Origin of the sequence: uncultured Microscilla sp. (assembly GCF_947493425.1) — a bacterium.
In the GTDB taxonomy this organism is placed as follows: Bacteria; Bacteroidota; Bacteroidia; order Cytophagales; family Microscillaceae; genus Microscilla.
Genome location: NZ_CANLRP010000140.1, coordinates 1 through 21,908, shown reverse-complemented (window position 1 = coordinate 21,908; position 21,908 = coordinate 1). Strand labels below are relative to the sequence as shown.

Here is a 21,908-nt window from a genome sequence, read left to right as displayed (position 1 = left end):
CTCACTAAATTACAAAACCCCCACGCTCAAAAATGAAGGTAGGGGTTTTTAGGTAGATTATTTTTCAAGACAATTACTTGTCACAGTTGGACTCGTGCCAGCTCAGGTCACCCTCAAGTTCATCAAGCCTGCCGCTTAACAGCCCTCCTTTCAATGTACTTAATTGCTTTTTGGAAATCACTACTTTCTTAAACTTCTTGATTTTATTTTTCATAATTTACTGTTCTATGGTAAAAAACTGATGAAGCTTCTCTTGAACTTATCAATAGAGCTTACAAGTATTGTATAAATGACTTGCTTGAAAAACAAAACCCCCAAGCTCAAAAATGAAAGTGGGGGTTTTTAAATATATAGAAGACAAAAACTAATTAAGCTCCGCAAGAATCGCAATCTGGATCGTCAATCGAGCAGTTTTGTCCTTCTACATTGTACTCTTCCGACACACTACCATGCTGATGGGCAGACGCTGAGGCGGTAGTAGTTACTAAATCCGCCTGCCCGTTAATCTTTCCCTTGCTTTCCTCCTGATACTTTTTCTCTACGGTAAACTGGATAGCCTTGGCAGCTGCCTTAGTGCGTAGGTAATAAGTACCGGTTTTTAAGCCCTTTTTCCAGGCGTAAAAGTGCATAGAAGTAAGCTTACCAAAGGTTGGGTTTTCCATGTGAATGTTCAAGCTTTGGCTTTGGCAAATAAAAGCACCACGTTCGGCAGCCATATCTACAATATTCTTTTGCTTGATCTCCCACACTGTTTTATAAATATCTTTCAGGTTTTGTGGAATCTCTGGAATGTTTTGTACCGAACCATTGGCAGCCTTGATACGGTTTTCCATATCTCCGCCCCATAAGTTCAGCTCTACCAAATCGTTCAGCAGGTGCTTGTTTACTACCACAAATTCGCCCGAAAGTACGCGACGCGTGTAAATGTTAGAGGTATAAGGCTCAAAACACTCATTGTTGCCCAAAATCTGCGAGGTAGAAGCAGTAGGCATAGGTGCCAATAACAGCGAATTGCGTACTCCATGTTTTTTCACGTCTTTGCGCAAGGCTTCCCAATCCCAACGACCCGATTCCGGCTTTACTCCCCACATGTCAAACTGGAAAATACCCTCAGAAACAGGCGAACCTTTGTAGCTTTCATACGCTCCCTCTTTTTGGGCAAGTTCCATAGAGGCAGTCATAGAAGCAAAATAAATGGTTTCGAAAATATCTTTGTTCAAACCTTTAGCTTCCTCAGAGTCAAACGGCATACGCAACATCATAAACGTATCGGCAAGCCCTTGTACCCCAATACCAATTGGGCGGTGGCGCAAGTTAGAATTTTCGGCTTCTTTTACCGGGTAATAGTTAATGTCAATGATGCGGTTCAGGTTGCGGGTTACTACCTGAGTTACTTCATATAGTTTTTGGTGGTCAAACTTGCCATCGATTACAAACTTAGGCAAGGCAATAGAAGCAAGGTTACAAACTGCTACCTCGTCTTTGCTGGTGTACTCCATAATCTCGGTACACAAGTTACTGCTCTTGATCGTTCCCAGGTTTTTCTGGTTCGACTTTTCGTTGGCAGCATCTTTATACAACATATAAGGCGTACCCGTTTCAATTTGTGATTCAAGAATTTTAAACCATAAATCTTGCGCTTTGATCACCTTGCGTGCCCTACCCTCAAGCTCATATTGTTCATATAATTTTTCAAATTCTTCTCCGTAAACTTCGTGCAGGCCGGGAGCTTCATTGGGGCAAAACAATGACCAGGTGTCGTCGTTTTCTACGCGTTTCATAAACAAGTCAGACAGCCACATGGCATAAAACAAATCACGGGCTCTTAGCTCTTCTTTTCCGTGGTTTTTTTTCAAGTCCAAAAACTCGAAAATATCAGCGTGCCAGGGTTCCAGGTAAACCGCAAAGGCTCCTTTACGCTTTCCGCCGCCTTGGTCTACATAACGAGCCGTGTCGTTAAAAACCTTCAACATAGGAATCACTCCATTAGAGGTGCCATTGGTGCCCTTGATATAAGAGCCAGTAGCCCGCACATTATGAATAGAGAGTCCAATACCTCCTGCCGATTGAGAGATTTTGGCGCACTGTTTCAAGGTATCATAAATGCCCTCAATGCTATCGTCTTGCATAGTAAGCAAGAAACAGCTGCTCAGTTGAGGCTTAGGAGTGCCTGCATTAAACAACGTAGGAGTAGCGTGGGTAAACCACTTGCCCGACAACAATTCATACGTTTCCAGTACTTTGTCTACATCTTCGCCATGAATGCCTACTGCCACCCTCATGAGCATGTGCTGAGGGCGCTCTACTACTTGACCGTCCATTTTTAGCAAATAAGAACGCTCCAGGGTTTTAAACCCAAAGTAATCGTAGTTGTAGTCACGGTCATAGATAATAGAGGAATCCAGCACAGCAGCATTTTTTTGAATTGCTGCGTGCGTTTCGTCTGAGATAAGCCCTGCTTTGTCTCCAGTTTTCGGATCGATGTACTCATAAAGTTCTTTCATTGTTTTTGAAAAAACTTTAGAAGTAGTCTTATGAAGGTTGGAAATGGCTATGCGAGCTGCCAGAATCGCATAATCAGGGTGCTTAATTGCCATAGTGGCGGCGGTTTCGGCGGCAAGGTTATCCAACTCAACAGTAGTCACTCCATCATAAATTCCAGTGATGACTTTTTTGGCTACCTCTACCGGCTGCACATAGTCGCGCGCCAGGCTATATGACAACTTCTCAATACGTGCCGTAATTTTATCAAATCTTACAGACTCGCGTCTGCCATCGCGTTTAATTACTTGCATATGTTCGCCTCTTTATTTGGGTATATCGGTTTAAAAATCTTTTATAAGTTACGATTAAAAAGCTAAAATCACAAGCAAAAGTTCCCTATTGCTAAAGTAACATTAGCAGCATTTGCTGATAACTAGCTAGTTTTCAGAGTAAAAAAAACATCAAAAAAATATGAAATTTACATCAGTTCTTCTCGTAGGCTTTTGTCAAACGTCGAGAATATTATTTGGTATAATAAGGAGAGTACAAACTAACTAACTGGTTGTTAGTCAGTTATTATTGAATTTAATATAACTAACTGATAATGAGGTTTATATGTTTTAAATATTTGATTCTTTTATTGTATACTTACCTGCACCTTTGCTTGTATATTTAACAGTTGCTCTCCCCATCTTTGCAAATTTGAAGGTCACATTTTGTAAGTATTGAGAGTGGTTTTATATGTACACAAATCGATCTTTCCAGGAAATCTCAGCATTCAAAAACTACTCCAGAAGTCTAAAGCCATCCATTTGAGCAAACCATTCTCAGGTTGTTTTCAAACTAAATTTAAACTTACAAAAAAGCCCTTGTAACCGACAAGTTTTCGTAATTTTTTTCGATGTTAAAACTTAACATGTAAAGCTTGTAAAAACGTATTTTTCCACACAAAAAAGAGCGAATTGCCTGATAGCCAAAGCCTATCTCGTGGGGTGAAGCGGGAAAGGAGATGGTCATAAAAAAATAACTTGTTTTTTTGAAAAAAATAGGGGGTTCACAGATTACTCCAACCAAAAAAAACTTCGCTAAGTTTTCTCTTTTCCTTAAGTTGACTTTTTACCAACAAAAAAAATTTAGGCAGCCCCTGTAGCTCCACTGGTTTTAGCAGACAGAGAGAGGTAAGGCACCCCCCCTGGTTTTTCACAAATATGCTACTAGAGTTTTTTAACTACACGCTTTTGGCGTAATAAAAAATTACGCAGTTTTGTTTTCGAAACACAAAAAAAAGTTTTTTAGCGTTAAAACACTCAAACAAACGCTACCGAAATAGTATACACTTTGATATGAAACAATTGAACATGAAAAAACAAATTATACTCAGTTTACCACTTGGGGGAGTATTATGGCTACTACTGGTGCTTTGTACACCTGCATACACTCAAGACAATATAGGTACAGTAAACTTTGACCAGGACAGTTTGGCAAAGAAATCTTATTGTGCTGCAGGCGGCTGCCCTTATTATACCATCCAGATCAATTACCCCAAGTTTTTGGAAAATAATTATCCAGTACTGGCTAAATCGCTGAATAAAAAGGTGAAAAACCTGCTGTATGGGCACGTACAATCGTTTTTAGAAAAGGTACAAAAAGCTTATCAAGCTCAACCTGAACAATATAGCAAGAATGCTTCTACCCTTTTGGGTAATTTTGAGATGAAGAGTAGCCAGGACAACCTGCTATCATTCAAAATTATTGTACAAGAGGTTGTACCTTTGATAGCGGGTTACCCGAAAAAACACGAGCATACTTTCAATTATGATATTATACAAGGCAATGAGTTGGGGAATGGCGAAGTAAGTGTAAACGAGGTAAAACAACGCAAACACCATTTGGCAAAACGCCGCGAAAACCTAATAAAATTGTGTAAGAAGTATCGCCTCAACCACGACGACTTTAAACGTTGGAACGGGGTTGCAGTCAACAATAAAATTTACGCCAACCAATACTACTATGTAGAACCACCCATTGTACGCGCGAAGTATCTGGCTCAGGAAGGCGATGGGCTTTTTCAGATTTGCCGTAAATTTGAGATTCACGTTACCGAGTTTATGCGCTGGAATCAGCTTGAAAAAGATGCCCGCCTTTTGGTAGAGAAAGCCTATCATGTAAGTCCACCACCCACCATCCAAATCGCAGAAAAACCCCAGGTAGCGGTAGTAAATGATATAAAAGAAAAAGAAGAGGTAAAAGAAGCTCAAAAGGTAAAAACCTACAAGGCTAAAAGAGGCGATACTGTATCAGAGATTTGCGTGAAATTTAACATTTCTACTGCAGATTTTCGTCGTTGGAACCGTTTGGGACGCAGGTCAAAAATTTATGCAGGAAAAACCTATTATGTACAAAAACCTGTACAAACCATTGCCCAAAGCAAAAACGGTCAATACAAAGTACGTCATGGCGATACAGTTTCAGAGATTTGTATAAAGTTTGGTATCAACAGTGCTGATTTTCGTCGCTGGAATAAGCTTCAACGAAAAGACAAAATTTATGCAGGAAAAACCTATTACATAGCTGCTCCTAAAGGCACAAGCGCTCCTACTAAAAAGGATAAACTCAAAAAAAATAATGAAATTGTAGTTACTTATATTGCCAAAGCTGGCGATACGGTTGCCTTGGTTTGTAAGAAGCACAAAATTACTGAAGCCCAGTTTCGTCGTTGGAACAAGTTCCGAAGAAACACACGCTTAAAGGTTGGCAAAACATATTATGTATTTAGCCCTGAGGATTAGGGGAGTACCCAAAATACGTACTTTATTTAATGATTACTCCCTAAATATTTACCTGGTCACACCAACCCTCATCTGGCACGATGGGGGTTGGTATAGTTACTGAAAATTTGCTTAAGGACTGTACTTTATTGATGTCTGCCTTCTCCCCTCTTTATTTTTTACCTCCATCTGAAACACTATTACCAAAAGCAAGGTACCGAACCTAGATTCCAAGTTACATGATGCAAAAATGTAGAGTTTTGTTTTATAACTTAAATTATGTTAATTACAAAATCATATTTTAAGCGAAACTACAGTTTATGGGGCTTGTTTTTTCGATTCTGACTATATTGGAAATCGTTTTTGCGCTTACCCCTGGTGGTAGGTATTTTACAAAAAAATAAATCAACTATATGACAATCAACGGAAAAGTAGTATTTCAACATTTGGGACCTGGTTTTTGGGGCATCATAGGCGATGATGACAAAAAATGGCGTCCTACCAATATGCCTAAAGCACTTCAGGTAGAGGGGCTCAAAGTAAAAATAGAAGCAGAGGAGTCTGCCCAACAAATGTCGGTGTTTATGTGGGGAACCGGTATCGAGGTCAAGAGTTATGAAGTAGTGAGTTAAGCATAAAAAAATCAGGCATTTGATATTACACCAAATGCCTGATCCATTGCTTAAAGATGTTACAGATAATCGTTGTCTGTTTTTGCCTCAATTATTGATAGCCTAACTAAATCACTGGCTAATTTTCTCTTGTTTCGTTTTCCATTTTACCCAAGGCATACAGGTCACCTTCTGACTTAGGCACCCCTCCCATTTTTTCCAGAGTTACGGCAAAAGCCTGGGCATTGGGCACCAGCTTGAGTTTTTGCAAATGGTCAGATTTTTTACCCATATCAAACACCCCAGCGTCTACTGTATTTTTACCATCAATGTACCACAACTGATACTGCTTATTTTTAGGAGGTTCGGGTAATTTACTCGCGTCTATATACACATATTTGGTTTTGGTATCCCAATAAATTTTTGCCGAACAAGGCGGCGCACCGTCTACTGAGGCAAGTTTTACCGAGGCAATGGCAGGGCTTTTCAGAATAGCCAATTCCTCTTTTACCTGGTCCAAAACCTGACTCTGTTGAGTAGTTTTAGTTTTGAGGGTGTTAGCCATCATTTGCTTATCCAGCAATGCCACGTTCAAATTGTCTTTAGTTTGTTGCCACTGGCTATAGAAATATACATTGGCGCTAAAACTGGCCACTAGCAACACAAAGGATGCTGCTACCATATAAGTTTTGAAAGGGAATAGCTGCCTAGAGGGAGCCTCCTGAATATCGGCTATTTCTTTCTCTATAGCGAAGTTGTCATCATCTGTTTCTTCTTCGTCTGCCAACTGATCAAGTTTGCTCAATACCTTGTCACGAATGTCGGCAGGGGGTTCTTCGGCAAAGTCAAGCACATACGCCAACAGCGCGTGTTTGTTTGCTTCTATCTCTTGCTGTATTTCAGGATACTCTTGTGCCAAACGCTCTATTTCAGCGTTTTCTTCGGGCGTAGTTGCTCCTAAAACGTAGTTTTCTATGATCCCCGACGATATGTAAGCTTGTATGTCCAAGTTGTCGTTAAGTTAATTTTCTCAATTCCTGAATAGCCATTCTCACCCTGGTTTTGAGAGTACCCAAGGGTAACTCTAAGGCTTCGGCAGCCTCTGAGTGAGTATAGCCTTTAAAATAAATGTAGTCAATGGCTTCTTGATACTCTGGCTTTAGCTGTGCCACGCCCTTGTCAACTCCAATAAAATCAATTTTTGATTTATTCCCCCGGCTTGCCGCAGCTACGGTAGCTCCTTTGTCTATGTCCAGCACACTAGCTTGCTGCTTGTATGCTTTCGAGCGGGTCTTGTCAATTGCCGTGTTACGGGCAATGTTCAGTATCCAGGTAAACAGCGTGCCTTTGGTAGTATCATAACTCTGGATTTTTTTCCAGATTTTCACAAAACTATCCTGTAACACATCCTGCGCCACCTCTTCTACTTTTACAATTTTCAAAATCACACCATATAGTGCTCCAGAATAGCGATCATACAGCAGGGCAAAGCCTTTCCTGTCTTTGCTTTTCAGCAACCTGACCAGCTCTTCTTCATTGGTAGATATATTTGTATTTGCAGATAACAATGTTATGTATTTAAAACAGGTTTATACCCCCAGGTTATCTCCTTACAATCGAGATTTTTCAACGAGTATCAGAACTTTTTAAGCTTTTCAAATATACAACAAACTTCCTGATATAATGTTTTTTAATTTTGAAAACCACCTACAAAAAATGTAGAACGGTTATGGTTGAATTATTGCCCAATGTAACCGTATCTTATTAAAACAAATTCGTATCTTATGCACAAGATTTTGTAATACCTACGAACCTCTACCCCCATCTGGATTTATAATATTAACTTATGGCTACTACATCTACCACCCAAACCCCTTCTATATTTCCTTTATTATTGGTCAATTTTATTGGCACTTTAGGCTACAGCATTATCTTGCCCTTTTTGGTATTTTTGGTCACTCGGTTCGGTGGCAACGCCATTATATATGGGGTACTAGGGGCTGTTTACCCCACTTTCCAACTTGTGGGAGCTCCTATACTAGGCAGATGGTCTGATACACATGGCAGGCGCAAAATTTTATTGCTCAGTCAGGCAGGTACGCTATTTTCGTGGGTTATATTTTTAGTTGCACTGCTCATTCCTATTCAAGCCTTGGCAAAGTTCAACTCTGGTACCTTTGGGCTATTTACCATTACCATTCCTTTGTTGGTCTTATTTGTGGCAAGAGCGCTCGACGGGCTCACCGGAGGCAATGTATCGGTGGCCAACGCCTACCTTGCCGATATATCTAATGACACTAACCGAAAGGCTAATTTTGGTAAATTATCTGCTTCGGCCAACCTGGGGTTTATTGTTGGACCCTTGCTGGCAGGCACACTGGGTGCCACTTCTTTTGGCGAAATTATTCCGGTATTGGCGGCTATAGCCATTTCATTTGTCGCAGTATTTGTTATCTATAAATACCTGCCTGAGTCTAAGTGTACTGCCATAGATAGTCACATTCAAAAAGAAGGGCTCGAAAAAATACTTTCACAAGCCCATAAAGATTGTTATGAGGTAGAAAACCCCCAAAAAGTGCGCTTTAAAGATGTAATCAAAATACCCCACCTGCCTTACATGTTTTTACTGTATTTCCTTATCTTTTTAGGTTTCAATATTTTTTATACTGCTTTTCCTATTCACGCCATAGCTAAAGACGGGCTTGGCTGGAGCATTATGAATTTAGGCATCTTTTTTTCTATTTTAGGAGGGCTAATGGTGGCGGTACAAGGCCCTTTGCTTAGCCATTTATCCAAAAAGCTATCAGACGAAGTATTGACTATAGCAGGTAGCTTTATTTTGATTTTTCATTTTATCCTGCTCAGTACCGGTCATTTATGGTTGGTATATATTTCTACAGTCTTTTTTGCTTTGGGCAATGGGCTGATGTGGGCTTCTTTTTTGTCTATTTTAGCCAAAATACCCCCACCACACTACCAAGGCTATGTACAAGGCATTGCCAACAGCTTTGGGAGCCTTGCCAGTATCATGGGGCTTATTATAGGTGGCATTATTTACAGCTCGTTAGGCAGTTATACTTTTTTGCTTGCTGCAGGCATTATTTTCATTGTTTTCTTGGCTTGTTTGCCTATGTTGCGGTTTACATATCACCAAAAAAAGTAAATGAACATCCCCAAAAACAACATAGCCTACCTTGATCAGTTCAAGCAAAGCATACATCAATACAGCCCAATCAGCAATGAAAGTTTTGAACAAATACAAGGTTTAACCCAACTGCAACACATAAAAAAAGGGGCGTACCTGGTGCAGGTAAACCAAGTAGCAAAAAAAATGTATTTTGTTTGTAAGGGCATCCTGGTTTCGCAGTTTTTGACCAAAGACGGCCACGCACATATAAAAAACTTTTTCCTCGAAAATAATTTTGCTGCCTCCACGGTTTCTTTGCTTCAACAAACTCCTTCAACGTTTGACATTCGGGCGCTGGAAGACACCGTGTTGCTAGAGTTTGACTATGGTCAATACAAACAATTGGTGCACCGTATTCCTGAGCTTAGTCGTTTTCATATTGCTTATTTGGAACAAAGCTGGATAATAAAGAATGAGCAACGCCAGATTGCCTTTGCTACTCAAACCTCTGCCGAACGTTACCAGGCTTTTTTGACCGAATACCCCACGCTCGACAAACGTGTGCCCCAACTACATATAGCTTCTTATTTGGGCATTACCCCTACCCAACTGAGCCGCCTCAGAAAAGACCTGCCTAGTGCTGTCAATGCCAAGTAACGGTTTGCGTATTACAAGTAATTTGGAGTTTATATTTAGCGCAACTGGGTAACTTCGGTTATTTAACAAAAATATAATACTTTTGACAACAAAATTACACGTTTTTAGTTATGCATTGCTGAGTAAGTAAAACGGAAAAAATAAAGTGATCCAAAAGAAAACAGTATTTGTGTACTGAGCAATAAAAAAAACCGAGGCTACAGTTGTACTGTGCCGAGCTCTGATTCAGCTAATCTTTGCGTAGCCAGAGCTACGGAACTATTTTTTGAAGAAGCACAGTGCTCAAAGACGAAGTTCTATTCTATGGATTAGGTTATTTTTGTAGTTTTACTAAAATATCAACAAACTCTCATTTTTAAATTATTAAGTACAAATTTCAATCAGTAAAATAAAAAGTTTAGCTCAAAGCGAAATTTCGCAAATGTTAAGTTTTTGAAATCTGTTTTTTTTATATATATTCGCTAGTCTATTTAATGCGAAATATTTAACTCTCTGGGTTGCTAAATAAGCATATAAAACCCCCAGAAGGTATTAACAAACTTGAATTAGAAAAATAATTACATAGCAGTAGTAATCTTCAAACAATCACATATATATATGTCAAATTTTGCTGAACTTACCATTGACGGTAAAACTTATAAACTCCCTGTGTATGAAGGAAGTGAAGGAGAAAAATCAGTTGATATTACCAAATTACGTGCACAAACGGGCTTGGTAACGCTTGATTCAGGATTTAAAAACACTGGAGCAACCACCAGTGGCATTACATTTCTTAATGGTGAAGCAGGAGTATTGCGTTATCGTGGATACGCCATTGAAGATTTGGCTGAACATGCCAGCTTTTTGGAGGTAGCTTACCTTTTGATATACGGAAACTTACCCAACTCTGAAGAGCTCAACCATTTCACTTCAGAAATTACCCGCCGAACCCTTGTAAACGAAGGTGTAAAGAAAATTTTCGCCGGTTTCCCGGTAAATGCCCACCCTATGGGAGTAATGGCCTCGCTTGCTTCTTCATTGGCTTCATTTTATCCAGAGTCTATCGACCCACATCGTACTCCAGACCTGGTAAACCTTACTATTATTCGTTTGCTTGCCAAGTTCCCAACTTTAGCAGCCTGGTCTTACAAAAACTCTAATGGCCACCCGGTAAACTACCCACGCAATGAGTTAAACTATGTGCAAAACTTCATGCAGATGATGTTTGCCTTGCCTACTTATAAATATGAGATCGACCCTGATGTAGAAGAAGCCCTCAACAAGCTATTGATTTTGCACGCCGATCACGAACAAAACTGTTCTACTTCTGCAGTACGACTGGTAGGTTCATCGCAAGCTAGTTTGTACTCTTCTGTTTCGGCAGGTATCAGTGCTTTGTGGGGACCTTTGCATGGAGGAGCCAACCAACAAGTAATAGAAATGTTGGAAAGAATTCACCAAGATGGTGGTGACGTAAAAAAATACATCGAGAAAGCCAAAGATAAAGATGATACTTTCCGCTTGATGGGCTTTGGACACCGGGTATATAAAAACTTTGACCCACGTGCCCGTATCATCAAAAAGTCTTGCGATAAGGTATTGAACAAGTTAGGTATTAAAGACCCCACTTTGGAAATTGCCAAGAAACTAGAAGAAACGGCCTTAAATGACGATTACTTCGTAGAAAGAAAACTATACCCGAATGTTGACTTCTATTCTGGCATCATCTATCGTGCGTTAGGCTTCCCAATAGATATGTTTACAGTAATGTTTACTTTGGGTCGTCTGCCAGGTTGGATTGCTCAATGGAAAGAAATGCGTGAAGCACAACAACCCATTAGCCGTCCCCGCCAGATTTATACTGGGTCTACAGCGCGTGAGTTTGTAAATATCGAAAATAGAAACAATGCTACAGAGTTAATCAACATTGCTCGTATCAAGCGCCGAAAGTAAATAGATTCAAAATTTACATACATATATCAAAAAAAAGGTGAGACGTTAAAACATCTCACCTTTTTTGATTTATAAATACCTGTGAATAATCAATCCAGCATTGGCGAGAGTTCTAACTCTTCGATAATGGTCATAAACTCACCCAAAATCATTGCAGTAGCTCCCCATACCGTATTACCTTCAATATTATAATAAGGTAATTGTACTTTGGTTCCCTGCCACATTACTTCTTTTATTTCTCGTTTGGCATCACCCAACATGCTCAACAAATCTACCAACAACATCTGGTCTACTTCACGGGGGCTGGGTACAAAGCTAGGTTCGTGAGGAATGGCTGCTACAATGGGATACACCAAAAAATTACTAGGGGGAATATATAACTTACTTAGTCTCCCCAACACCTGGGCGCGGCTTACTTCTACACCTATTTCTTCGAGGGTTTCGCGCAAAGCAGTAGCTATAAAATCTTCATCTTCGGGGTCTTGTTTGCCCCCCGGAAAAGCTACCTGCCCGCTATGTACTCCTTCGTACTTGGGGCGAACAATCAAAGGAAAATGAACCCTTTGTTTTTCATCGGGGTACAACAAAATGAGTACGCAACCTACACGAGTAGAAGCATTGGTTTGGTAAGGGTCTTTTTTATCTTTTGGAAAACGTTCGGGGGGCGCCATTCTAGCCTGGGCGGTTATACCTGGCAACTCTGAAGCCAGTCGGGTTTTGAGTTGTGATTGTAATTTTGGGTAAACATCTTTTGACATAACTTTTCAGACTTCTTTCCAATAATACCTCATAAGAATATTCCTATTAATAAAAGCCTACAAATTAGGCATAATATAGGTGTAGGCAGTATTACAATAATACAAAATTATCCTACAATATCTAAACACTTAACTTGCTAATTCTAAAAAAAGTACAACACAGAGCCTATTATTAGTACTTTATCTATATTTAGTTATATTTTGTGCATTTATTTTTTTTACCGCTACACCTCTATCTTCTAAAATAGCAACGTTGAATAGCAACGCTTTTTTTTGTATCATTGCCGCCATTGCTGTTTGTTTCATTACGTGTAGGCAGCGATTGGGTTCCAAACAACCCCTATATAAAGTATTCTCCTAACAATTTATTACCCTTTTTTAGACAACAATGAAGGTATCATCTCTTATTATATTATTTGTGTTGCTGGTAGGTATATTTTTTTCTATCGGGTACTGTACCCGTAAACGTCCTGCCAAAGTGACTAAAAAATCATCTATGAAAGATAAAAAAAATACTGATAATAAAAAAAGCGAAACAAGCCTGGAAACTGCCTCGACAAACAGTACCCCCAGTGATTCTGTACTGCCTTTTAAAGTACAACAAATGACCTATGATAGAGTACAATTGGCTTATCGTAAAAAACTGGCTATAGTCAAAGGTTTGCTCAAGCAACAAGATATCAACACGCTTGACATTGAGCTTTTTATCAGGGCTGTAAAACTAGAGCGGGAAGTAGAGGTTTGGGCAAGGCAAAAAGGCATGAAACCTTTTAAACTTGTAAGGACTTATAAATTTTGTGAGTCATCGGGCGAGTTGGGTCCCAAACGCAAAGATGGTGACAAGCAAATTCCAGAAGGTTTTTACCATATCAACCGCTTTAACCCAGTCAGCAAATTTCATTTATCGCTGGGGCTCAACTACCCCAACCGCTCTGACAAAGTACTGGGAGACACTACTGGACTAGGAGGCGATATTTTTCTGCATGGCGACTGTGTAACTGTGGGATGTATTCCTATTACTGACAACAACATCCGCGAACTGTATGTGTTTGCAGTAGAAGCAAAAGCCCATGGTCAAAAAAAAATCCCAGTCAATATATTTCCTGCCCGTCTCGACAATGCCGGGTTTAACAAGCTCAAAGAACAATACAAAGCACAAGAAGACTTGGTGGAGTTTTGGGCAAGCCTAAAAAAAGGCTATGAATACTTCGAAAACACTAAAGAACTTCCCACTATTATTTTTGCAAAAAGTGGCAAGTACATTGTCAAAACGAAGTAGTTTTTTAGAACAATAAGTAGGACTTTCTTATAAAAAGAGAGAAACCTCTCTGAAGCTTGCAAAGTACAAGGTTTCGATCGGGTGTGGAGACACTGCCCTCCGAGGACAAGCTCGGAGCAGGCGAGGCGGAAATATGGTTTTTCGGGGGTATATTCTCCTAAAGATTCTTTTATAAGAAAACCCTGGAACAATAAGCCCATTTATCTCAAAGTTGCGTAACAAACTCACATGAAAAAACAACGCCTGCCCCACAATGTCATCTTGCTGGGGTTTGTATCATTGTTTTCAGATATTTCCAGCCAAATGGTGTATCCTTTGCTTGCTCCTTTTCTCAAAAGTTTAGGGGCTACTGTGGTGCTCATCGGGTTGATAGAGGGCATTGCAGAAACCACTGCGGCTTTGTGTAAAACATTTGCCGGAAGGCTGTCTGACTTGTGGCAAAAGCGTAAAGTATTTGTATTATTGGGCTATGGCTTATCCAACCTGTCTAAACCCTTTCTGTATGGGGCAAGCGTTTGGTCGCACGTATTGGGGGTACGCTTTGCCGACCGGGTAGGAAAAGCAGTCCGTAACCCTCCTCGTGATGCTTTAATTGCAGGCTCGGTAGACAAAACCCAACGAGGCAAAGCGTTTGGCTGGCATTTGGCACTCGACCGCACCGGGGCTCTGCTTGGGCCACTCATTGCCTTACTCATTCTTAGTTTTTCGCTCAACAACATGCGTCTGGTATTTCTACTTTCAATAGTGCCAGGTGTTATTGCCGTAGGGTTGGTTTTTTGGGTAAAAGAGGTAAAAATTCAGCAGCCCAACCAGCCAGCCCAAAAACAAACAAGGGCTTTGTTAGACAATCGCAGTTTTATGCTTTTTTGGATTGCTTGTATGCTGTTTACTCTAGGTAACTCTTCCAATGCTTTTCTCATTCTTAAAGCACAAGAGGTACGCTTTTCTACTACTGCTATAGTATTGCTCTGGACACTCTACAACCTTGTATGTACGTTGGCAGCTCCTTTATTGGGCAATTTGTCAGACAAGGTAGGACGCAAACCCCTGATTGCTTTATCGTTTCTGTATTATGCTGGGCTATATGCTTTATTTGCCTTTGCTGAAGCACAATGGATGATTTGGGCACTCTTTGGAGCTTACGGCATTTACTATGGTTTATCTAAGGGCATCTTTAAAGCCTATATAGCCGACCTGGTACCCGATCATCTTCGGGCTACAGCTTATGGCTTGTTCAATACCGGGCTGGGCATTGCTTTGTTGCCCGCCTCGCTACTAATGGGGGCTATATGGACACAGTGGAGTAGTCAGTGGGCATTTTTGGTATCGGCTTGTTTTAGCTTACTGGGTTGTAGTATCTTTCTGATAGGCTATAAAAGGTGACAATGAGTATACCTACCTTGTAGCTTGGTTGACTGTACAAAGCCGATAAAAGCTTCAGCCCACCTTAATTATTCCAATGCTTCACTTTTTTTTATTGCTTGAACGCGCAGTTAATATCAACAATGCAGGTAACAAAAACAGGTCAGAAACTACTGCCATTAACAAGGTAATACTTACAAGTAAGCCCAGATAAAATGTACCCAAAAACGACGACATTGCCAAAATAAGAAACCCTCCACACAACACCAATGAGGTAAGTACGATGGCTTTTCCTGCCGAAAAATAGGTAGACTTGATGGCATACAACAGGCTGGTACCTTTGTTTAGCTCAATGCGTAATTTACTCAAAAAGTGAATGGTATCATCTACAGCTATGCCAAAAGCAATGGTAAATACTATAGTAGTAGACAGTTTAAGGCTAAGCCCGGCATACCCCATAATACCGGCAATGACCAATAGAGGTAATATGTTGGCGGTAAGGCTCACCAACACAAACTTGAATGATTTGTACAAAAAGCCAATGATGCTACCAATGACCACAAAAGCAATGAGGAGACTTTGCCAAAGATTATAAAACAAATTGTTGTTGTTTTTGTCCATTAATACCACCGATCCAGTAATTTTATATTTTAACCAACTTTTGCTGGGGTGTTGCTCCATAAACTGCACCATTTGGGCACTCATTGCTTTAAAACGCTTGCTGCCTACGTCTTGCATACGACTATGAATTCGGGCTTCTTTTTGGCTAGGCTGCATAATGGTTTGCACCGAGCCCAGCTTGCGATGTTTATACAATACTTTGATAATTTGGGCAAAACGGTCTTGATCTTTGGGCAGACTATAGGCACTTTGGCTATTGCCGCTCAGCGAACGGTGGGCATTTTTGACTAGGGCAAGCGGTGACCAAATATGTCCCAGTTTAAATATTTTTTGGGCTTGTTGCTCTATTTCTTCCAAAGTCTTCAATACTTCAAAATCGAGCATCTTTTTAGACGAATCGGTAATCTCAAGGGCAATTTCAAAGGGGCGGGTACCCGAATATTCTTGTTCAAAAAACTGAAAGTCCTTTTTGATAGGACTATCACTGCTGAGGTCTTCCATCATGTAAGAATTTTCTTGTATACGTATGAGCCCGGCTATGCTTACCAGTGCTATCGCACAGGTAATGCCCACTATAGTTTTTGGGTAACGGTATACCCAGTGCAACCAGCCCTGCAAGGTGCGCCTCCAAAAACGATGGCTTCGCTGATTGTGGGTAGACTTGGGGGCTTTCATCAATACCAACACCGCAGGCAACAAAGTATAAGTAAGCAAAAAAGACAAAAACAAACCGACTGTACAATAAATTCCGAACTCTACAATGGCCATTACATTGGCACTGGCAAGCGACATAAAACCTACACCAGTAGTAAGGGTGGTAAGAAAGGTGGCGAGTCCGATCTGATAGTAGGCAGTTTTGATGGCTTCCATTTTGGTAGCACCTCTGCGCAATTCTTCTAAATATTTGGAGAGCAAGTGTATTACATTAGACAAACCAATGACTAGTAAAATAGTGGGCATGGCGTTCAATATCAAATCCATGGCTTTGTTGGTTTCTGTCATAATACCCAATGTACCCACAATAGATGCCGCCACCACAGCCAAAGGCAACAGCACCCCCCACACCGATCTAAAGGTGAGCACCAATACTATTAAAATGAGCAAAAAAGAAGACCCTACAAATAGTATCACTTCTTTACGCAGTAATTTGACATAAAATGATTGACCAATGCATCTCCCTGCCAGGTGATGCCTTTCAAATCCGGCATTTGCCACCAGGCGCTTTATCTCTTGCGCCAGCACAAAACAATCTTTTTGAGGCAACAAACCAGTATGACGGACATATACATTGACAGATTTACCATTTTTGGCAAAATAATGATGAACCAACTCAGGGGTTTGATAGATCCGGATTGAGTCGGCTTTGTAATATTGAGGTTTTTGATAGTGCAAATACGGTCGTTTGATAGGAGCTCCCATCATAGGAGCACGCTGGTAAGAAAACACATTGGTGGGCGAGGTAACCATTTGTACATGCTTTACTTTTTTAAGCGAATCGGTCAATGCTTTTACTTTGGTAAGAAAAGATAGCTCAAAAATGCCCACACTGTTTACAATTCCAATCAGTACAAAGTCATTGGCATTGCCATACTTTGCCCGATGCTTCATATAGTAATCCGCATCAGCGTCATTGACTGGGTAAAAAGCTTCAAAATCATAGTTAAACTTAAGAGAAATGGCACGGTACCCCAAATAACCACAGACAATGGCTACCAGGGTAAGTGTAATAATACTCGCCCTGCGATAATCCTTTATAATAATCTTCAAAACAATTCTAAGTATATGATGTCCAATGTTTCCTTTAGTGCAAATGTAACCGAAATTTATTCCTGATCATTCAGGGCAGGCTTTTTTATTAATACCCAAAAGGATGTGGGGTAATTCACCGTTTTCTGTCACGATTTGGCCACTTATTCTATCAACTAAAAGGGCAACCTCAAAAGGTTGCCCCATAGTATACAATGAACTATTTTACGCTTTACTTTTTTGATAACTTCAAAATCTTAAACTCAATCCGTCGGTTCTTGGCTCGTCCTTCTTCTGTGTCATTAGTTGCGGCAGGCTTGCTGTCACCATATCCTTTATACACCAGGCGAGAGGCATCAATACCATGCGATACTAAATAATCGCGTACTGAATTGGCACGCTGTTGCGAAAGCTCCTTATTACGAGCTTTATCACCAATATTGTCGGTATGTCCTGAAACCTCACCACTAATTTCCGGGTTTTCTTTCAGAAACTTCACCAGGTTGTCTAACTCTACTTTAGACTTATCTTTCAGGGCATACTTATTATATTCAAAAAACACATTATTTAGAGTAAAAACTACACCTGCCCCAATCGGATCGAGTGGAATATTGATTTCAAGCGGTTTTTCGTCTTTACCCTTGGCATAATTAAACTTCATACTTTTAAACGCATAGCCTTTACGCTTGACCTCCAGCGCATACTCTGCCCCATTGTTGAGCACAATCAGGTATGAACCGTTTTGAGGATCAGAACTTACCGAAGTTTGCAACTGAGCTGTGTTTACGTCCTTAAGCTCAATGGTTGCCTGTAGTTTTTTCTTGGTTTTGGCGTCGTATACATACCCTTGCACATAGTTACTGGTAATTTTAGGTTTAATCTGGTCAGGCATGTCAAACATCGCAAGTTTGCTGGTAGCCATACGTCCGTTCACTACTTCTTCTTGGGTATAGTAACCTTTTTTACCATCGGTGGTAATAAATAGTCCTACCTGATCTCGATAGTCGTTGATAGGGTAGCCCAGGTTTTTGGCTTTTTCTTTGGTGAGCGAAAACAAATCGACCGAAAATAAGTCTTTGCCCCCATACCCCTGGTGCCCTTCAGAGCTAAAATAAAGGGTACGTCCATTGACATGAATAAAAGGCGAAACTTCGTCGCGTGGGGTGTTTACTCTTTCATCAAGGTTTTGGGCGGGTTGCCACTTACCATCTTCGCCCATTTTGCTCACCCATATATCTATGCCACCTTTTCCTCCACCACGCTTCGAGGCAAAATACAAGGTTTTACCATCTGCCGATAAAGAGGGTTGCGATTCCCAGGCACGTGTATTTATATTAGGTCCCAGGTTTTTTGGCTCGCTCCACTTGCCCCCTACCTTCACCGAGATAAACAAGTCACAAATACCAATCACCCCTCGTCGGGTACCTCGGCGTCGGTTTTCGCATACAGTATACACCAACACTTTTCCATCTGCCGAAATGCTACAGGTACCTTCGTTATCTATAGTATTAATTTTATCAGAAATAGATGCAGGGCTTGTCCATTGTCCATTCTTTTGGTAACTCACATACATACTTTCATCAGGGGCTACCCTACGGCTGGGCGGGTTTTTTACGCCAGTAAAGATCAAGGTGTTTTGATCGGCAGTCAACACAGGAAAATACTGGTAATAAAGTGTATTCAAGGGAGGAGTCAATGGAGTAGGGCGAAAAGGCAAGGGGGTTTGCATGCCTTTGGCAGCATAGTCGCAGGTAGCAATAATATCTTGCGCTTTTTTATTCATGCGAGGCGATTTTATTTTGGCATCAAGGTAGCGGCTTACCGATGTACGGGCAAGGTCATACTTTCCGTTTTTTAGATGTTGCTCACCCAAGGTCACGTTTAAGTGAATATATCTTTTATTACCAGGGTCCGCCTTTACTATTTGCTCATAATGGCTCATAACCTTTGCACCTGCACCTGGCTCATTAAAAAAAATGCGGGTATATAAGGAGGCTAACTGGTAATGCGCCTCCAGAAATTTAGGATCTTTTTTTACTGCTTTCTCCAGGTAGGCAAGCCCTTCGTCATACTTTCGTCGTTTGAGGTTTTCTCTGGCTTTTTGGTAATATTTAATAGCTTTTTTGTTTTTGGTAGAGTATTGCGCCTGGGTTTGGTTGGGCAATGCTATAGTAAAGAATGCTGCCAATAAAAACAGCATCAAGATTTGGGTGTATTGCTTCATTATCAATTAAATTATTTTATTCAAAATACAAAGTATAAAATTACAAACCAAAAGTGGATGCCCACCTGTAATCTCTTCTTTTTTAAACATACGATATAGTTACGACACCTCCCCCAAAATCGTATAATAAAGCGAGATTAAAGTTTTTGCTCTAAGTAAGAGCCACATGTTGTTTGTTGATCTAACAATTCAGCGAAAGCGCCCCACCCCCTTACAATGCAAAAAGGCTTTGCAGCAACCACCACAAAACCTTTTTGTATATTTCAGCTTTCACAAACTTGCTGCTTGTCATTTATCCTTTGCAGCTTTTAACCACTATGCACATATTCGTACCACTTTATTGCTACTTTTGGCTATTTATACACCTTCTTCTGGGCTGCCAACAGCGTATTTTGCAACAATGAGGTAACCGTCATAGGCCCTACTCCACCTGGCACAGGTGTTATATAACTACTCTTTTCGGCTACTTCGGCAAAGTGTACATCGCCCGATAACCTAAATCCCTTCTTGCGTGAATCATCGGGCACGCGGGTAGTTCCAACATCTATCACGACAGCTCCTTCTTTTACCATATCAGCTTTTACAAACCCTGGCATACCCATAGCTGCTACCAATATATCGGCTTGTTTGGTAAATTGCTCTACATTTGGGGTACGGCTATGGCATACCGTAACCGTACAATTGCCTACGCCTGACTTTTGCGAAAGCAAAATACTCAATGGACGACCTACCAGTTGGCTTCTGCCCAATACAACGCAATGCTTGCCCGAAGTCTCGATCTTGTAGCGCTCAAGCAAGGTCAAGATCCCTTGTGGAGTAGCAGACACATAAGCAGGCAAGTTTTTGGCTACTCGTCCAATATTTATCGGGTGCAAACCATCTACATCTTTCTCAGGGGCAATATGTTCTACTATTTTGGTTTCGCTGATATGCTTAGGCACGGGAAATTGTACAATAAAACCATCAATGTCTGGATTTTGGTTCAAGTCTTCAACCACTTTTAGCAGTTCATCTTCACTAATGGTGTCGTCATAACGCAAAAGAGTAGACTCAAAGCCTACTCTTTCGCAGGCCTTTACTTTATGCCCCACGTACGTTTCGCTGGCACCATCATTGCCCACCAACACTGCTGCCAAGTGAGGTGTTTTGCCTCCATTGGCTTTTATTTTTTCTACTTCCTGAGCTATCTCTTTTTGAATGTCTAAGGCAGTTTGCTTGCCATCAATTTTTATCATGCGTATAGTTTATTTGTCAGTAAAATGAATCTTAGCCATGTTTTGAGCAAATATGCTATAAAATATCCGTTTTTTCATTGCCCCAATTCAGAGAAATGTTAGCTTTTAACACAAAGTCCACCCATTGACAAAACGTATACCACTACAATTTAACTTTATAAAGGTCAAATGGGATTTTTTAAGCCTTGCTAAAACAGCGAGGCTTTTAGCATAAAAACCAAAAAAAAACTGTTCGGTTACTAACCAAACAGTTTTCTTTAGACAGTGAATTGAAGAAACTATGGAAAATAGTTATTCTTAAATATTTTTAATGATCAAATCAATCATTTGAATGCTGTTATTTACGAGCTTTCTCTTGCCAAAAGATACATGTTTTTGCCTACTTTTGGCACTTGTGTAATAAAACAATAGAGTTTTGCGGTAACCCTTGGCAACTCCAACAATTCCAGACAGTTGCTTTGCCCAACAATAGCTTATGGGTATCCTGAAGAAGTTCGTGTTTTATCAAAATATTCGTACTATATTTGATCAACTGTCTGAATATTTTTGCTTTTTGAAAGTACATTTCAGCTAATCAAGGCTTTATTTCATTATTCAAGCACAAATTCTGAAACATAAACGAGCCGATAATGCTTATACATATTCCATAAAGTGCTATTGTGTAAATAGTTAAACTAAAGAAACGCTTGTCTTAAATTGAATTCTTAATTTTGCATGTTGGCAAGCCGTTTGTTTAACACTTGCTTAACACAGATCAAAAAGAGCGTGTATACTAAATTGTGGTTGGCTAAAAGAGTGAATGTCATTTTTTAATCACTTATAATAGTATATAACAAAGTTTGAGGAATGGACAAAAACAACTTTCAACCATTCCTGTAAGAATGGACAAAAAATAACTTTTCCTTCTGGAGAGAGTCTTTCTTCCTGGTATTTCGTTACTTTTTTCGTCATAGCTAAGGCTATGCCTGCAAAAAGTGCCTCATCTCAGAAAAAAATTCTTCACACCAGATAAGTAACTTATTTTTCAACCATTCCTAAGGAATGGTGAGAAATTAAATTACCATTCTTGAGGTAGAGGTTTTGTTTTGAGACGAGGCTATTTTT

Annotated in this window: 17 protein-coding genes; 7 read left to right on the top strand and 10 right to left on the bottom strand. The window is 40.2% G+C overall.

Annotation, left to right across the window (positions count from 1 at the left end):
* Window positions 1–73 precede the first annotated feature (73 nt).
* The 3 genes from Q0954_RS25445 to Q0954_RS25435 form a co-directional block, all read right to left on the bottom strand.
* Window positions 74–214: a hypothetical protein gene (locus Q0954_RS25445; RefSeq protein WP_299461799.1), complete on the bottom strand. Its 141-nt coding sequence runs from the start codon at window positions 212–214 to the stop codon at window positions 74–76.
* A 154-nt stretch (window positions 215–368) separates the two neighbouring features.
* A complete protein-coding gene (locus tag Q0954_RS25440) occupies window positions 369–2,795 on the bottom strand; it encodes a ribonucleoside-diphosphate reductase subunit alpha (protein ID WP_299461797.1) in 2,427 nt (808 codons plus the stop codon).
* Between the two features lie 544 nt (window positions 2,796–3,339).
* Complete coding sequence (locus Q0954_RS25435; protein WP_299461795.1) at window positions 3,340–3,501, bottom strand: hypothetical protein; 162 nt, start codon at window positions 3,499–3,501, stop codon at window positions 3,340–3,342.
* A 341-nt stretch (window positions 3,502–3,842) separates the two neighbouring features.
* Here Q0954_RS25435 and Q0954_RS25430 point away from each other — a divergent pair, with 341 nt between their 5' ends.
* Window positions 3,843–5,273, top strand: a complete 1,431-nt coding sequence (locus Q0954_RS25430) for a LysM peptidoglycan-binding domain-containing protein (RefSeq protein WP_299461793.1) — start codon at window positions 3,843–3,845, stop codon at window positions 5,271–5,273.
* Window positions 5,274–5,665: 392 nt separating this feature from the next.
* Window positions 5,666–5,884 (top strand): hypothetical protein, encoded by a 219-nt coding sequence (locus tag Q0954_RS25425; protein ID WP_299461791.1) that lies wholly within the window; start codon window positions 5,666–5,668, stop codon window positions 5,882–5,884.
* A 118-nt stretch (window positions 5,885–6,002) separates the two neighbouring features.
* On the opposite strand, the gene Q0954_RS25420 is transcribed toward Q0954_RS25425, so the two are convergent.
* Both Q0954_RS25420 and Q0954_RS25415 read right to left on the bottom strand, forming a co-directional pair.
* Window positions 6,003–6,872 (bottom strand): anti-sigma factor, encoded by an 870-nt coding sequence (locus Q0954_RS25420; protein ID WP_299461789.1) that lies wholly within the window; start codon window positions 6,870–6,872, stop codon window positions 6,003–6,005.
* A gap of 7 nt (window positions 6,873–6,879) precedes the next feature.
* Window positions 6,880–7,431, bottom strand: coding sequence for a sigma-70 family RNA polymerase sigma factor (locus tag Q0954_RS25415; RefSeq protein WP_299461787.1), 552 nt, complete (start codon window positions 7,429–7,431; stop codon window positions 6,880–6,882).
* A 278-nt stretch (window positions 7,432–7,709) separates the two neighbouring features.
* Between Q0954_RS25415 and Q0954_RS25410 the strand changes: the two genes are divergently transcribed.
* From Q0954_RS25410 to Q0954_RS25400, 3 genes are all read left to right on the top strand, one after another.
* Window positions 7,710–9,026 (top strand): MFS transporter, encoded by a 1,317-nt coding sequence (locus Q0954_RS25410; RefSeq protein ID WP_299461785.1) that lies wholly within the window; start codon window positions 7,710–7,712, stop codon window positions 9,024–9,026.
* Window positions 9,027–9,647, top strand: a complete 621-nt coding sequence (locus Q0954_RS25405) for a Crp/Fnr family transcriptional regulator (protein WP_299461783.1) — start codon at window positions 9,027–9,029, stop codon at window positions 9,645–9,647.
* Between the two features lie 597 nt (window positions 9,648–10,244).
* Window positions 10,245–11,579, top strand: coding sequence for a citrate synthase (locus Q0954_RS25400; protein WP_299461782.1), 1,335 nt, complete (start codon window positions 10,245–10,247; stop codon window positions 11,577–11,579).
* A gap of 89 nt (window positions 11,580–11,668) precedes the next feature.
* Here Q0954_RS25400 and Q0954_RS25395 read toward each other — a convergent pair whose 3' ends face one another.
* Together Q0954_RS25395 and Q0954_RS25390 are read right to left on the bottom strand one after the other, a co-directional pair.
* Window positions 11,669–12,337 carry a CoA pyrophosphatase gene (locus Q0954_RS25395; protein WP_299461780.1) on the bottom strand — a complete coding sequence of 223 codons (669 nt, stop codon included), beginning with the start codon at window positions 12,335–12,337 and terminating at the stop codon, window positions 11,669–11,671.
* Between the two features lie 180 nt (window positions 12,338–12,517).
* Window positions 12,518–12,643 carry a hypothetical protein gene (locus Q0954_RS25390; protein ID WP_299461778.1) on the bottom strand — a complete coding sequence of 42 codons (126 nt, stop codon included), beginning with the start codon at window positions 12,641–12,643 and terminating at the stop codon, window positions 12,518–12,520.
* A gap of 82 nt (window positions 12,644–12,725) precedes the next feature.
* Between Q0954_RS25390 and Q0954_RS25385 the strand changes: the two genes are divergently transcribed.
* Together Q0954_RS25385 and Q0954_RS25380 are read left to right on the top strand one after the other, a co-directional pair.
* On the top strand, window positions 12,726–13,616 hold the full coding sequence (locus Q0954_RS25385; protein ID WP_299461776.1) for a L,D-transpeptidase family protein: 891 nt from the start codon (window positions 12,726–12,728) through the stop codon (window positions 13,614–13,616).
* A 228-nt stretch (window positions 13,617–13,844) separates the two neighbouring features.
* Window positions 13,845–14,999 (top strand): MFS transporter, encoded by a 1,155-nt coding sequence (locus Q0954_RS25380; RefSeq protein WP_299461774.1) that lies wholly within the window; start codon window positions 13,845–13,847, stop codon window positions 14,997–14,999.
* 81 nt (window positions 15,000–15,080) lie between these two features.
* Here Q0954_RS25380 and Q0954_RS25375 read toward each other — a convergent pair whose 3' ends face one another.
* From Q0954_RS25375 to folD, 3 genes are all read right to left on the bottom strand, one after another.
* Window positions 15,081–17,366 (bottom strand): MMPL family transporter, encoded by a 2,286-nt coding sequence (locus Q0954_RS25375; RefSeq protein WP_299461772.1) that lies wholly within the window; start codon window positions 17,364–17,366, stop codon window positions 15,081–15,083.
* A gap of 211 nt (window positions 17,367–17,577) precedes the next feature.
* Window positions 17,578–19,569, bottom strand: a complete 1,992-nt coding sequence (locus tag Q0954_RS25370) for an OmpA family protein (protein ID WP_299461770.1) — start codon at window positions 19,567–19,569, stop codon at window positions 17,578–17,580.
* 353 nt (window positions 19,570–19,922) lie between these two features.
* Entirely contained in the window at window positions 19,923–20,804 is an 882-nt protein-coding gene (gene folD / locus Q0954_RS25365) for a bifunctional methylenetetrahydrofolate dehydrogenase/methenyltetrahydrofolate cyclohydrolase FolD (RefSeq protein WP_299461768.1), read from the bottom strand.
* Window positions 20,805–21,908 lie beyond the last annotated feature (1,104 nt).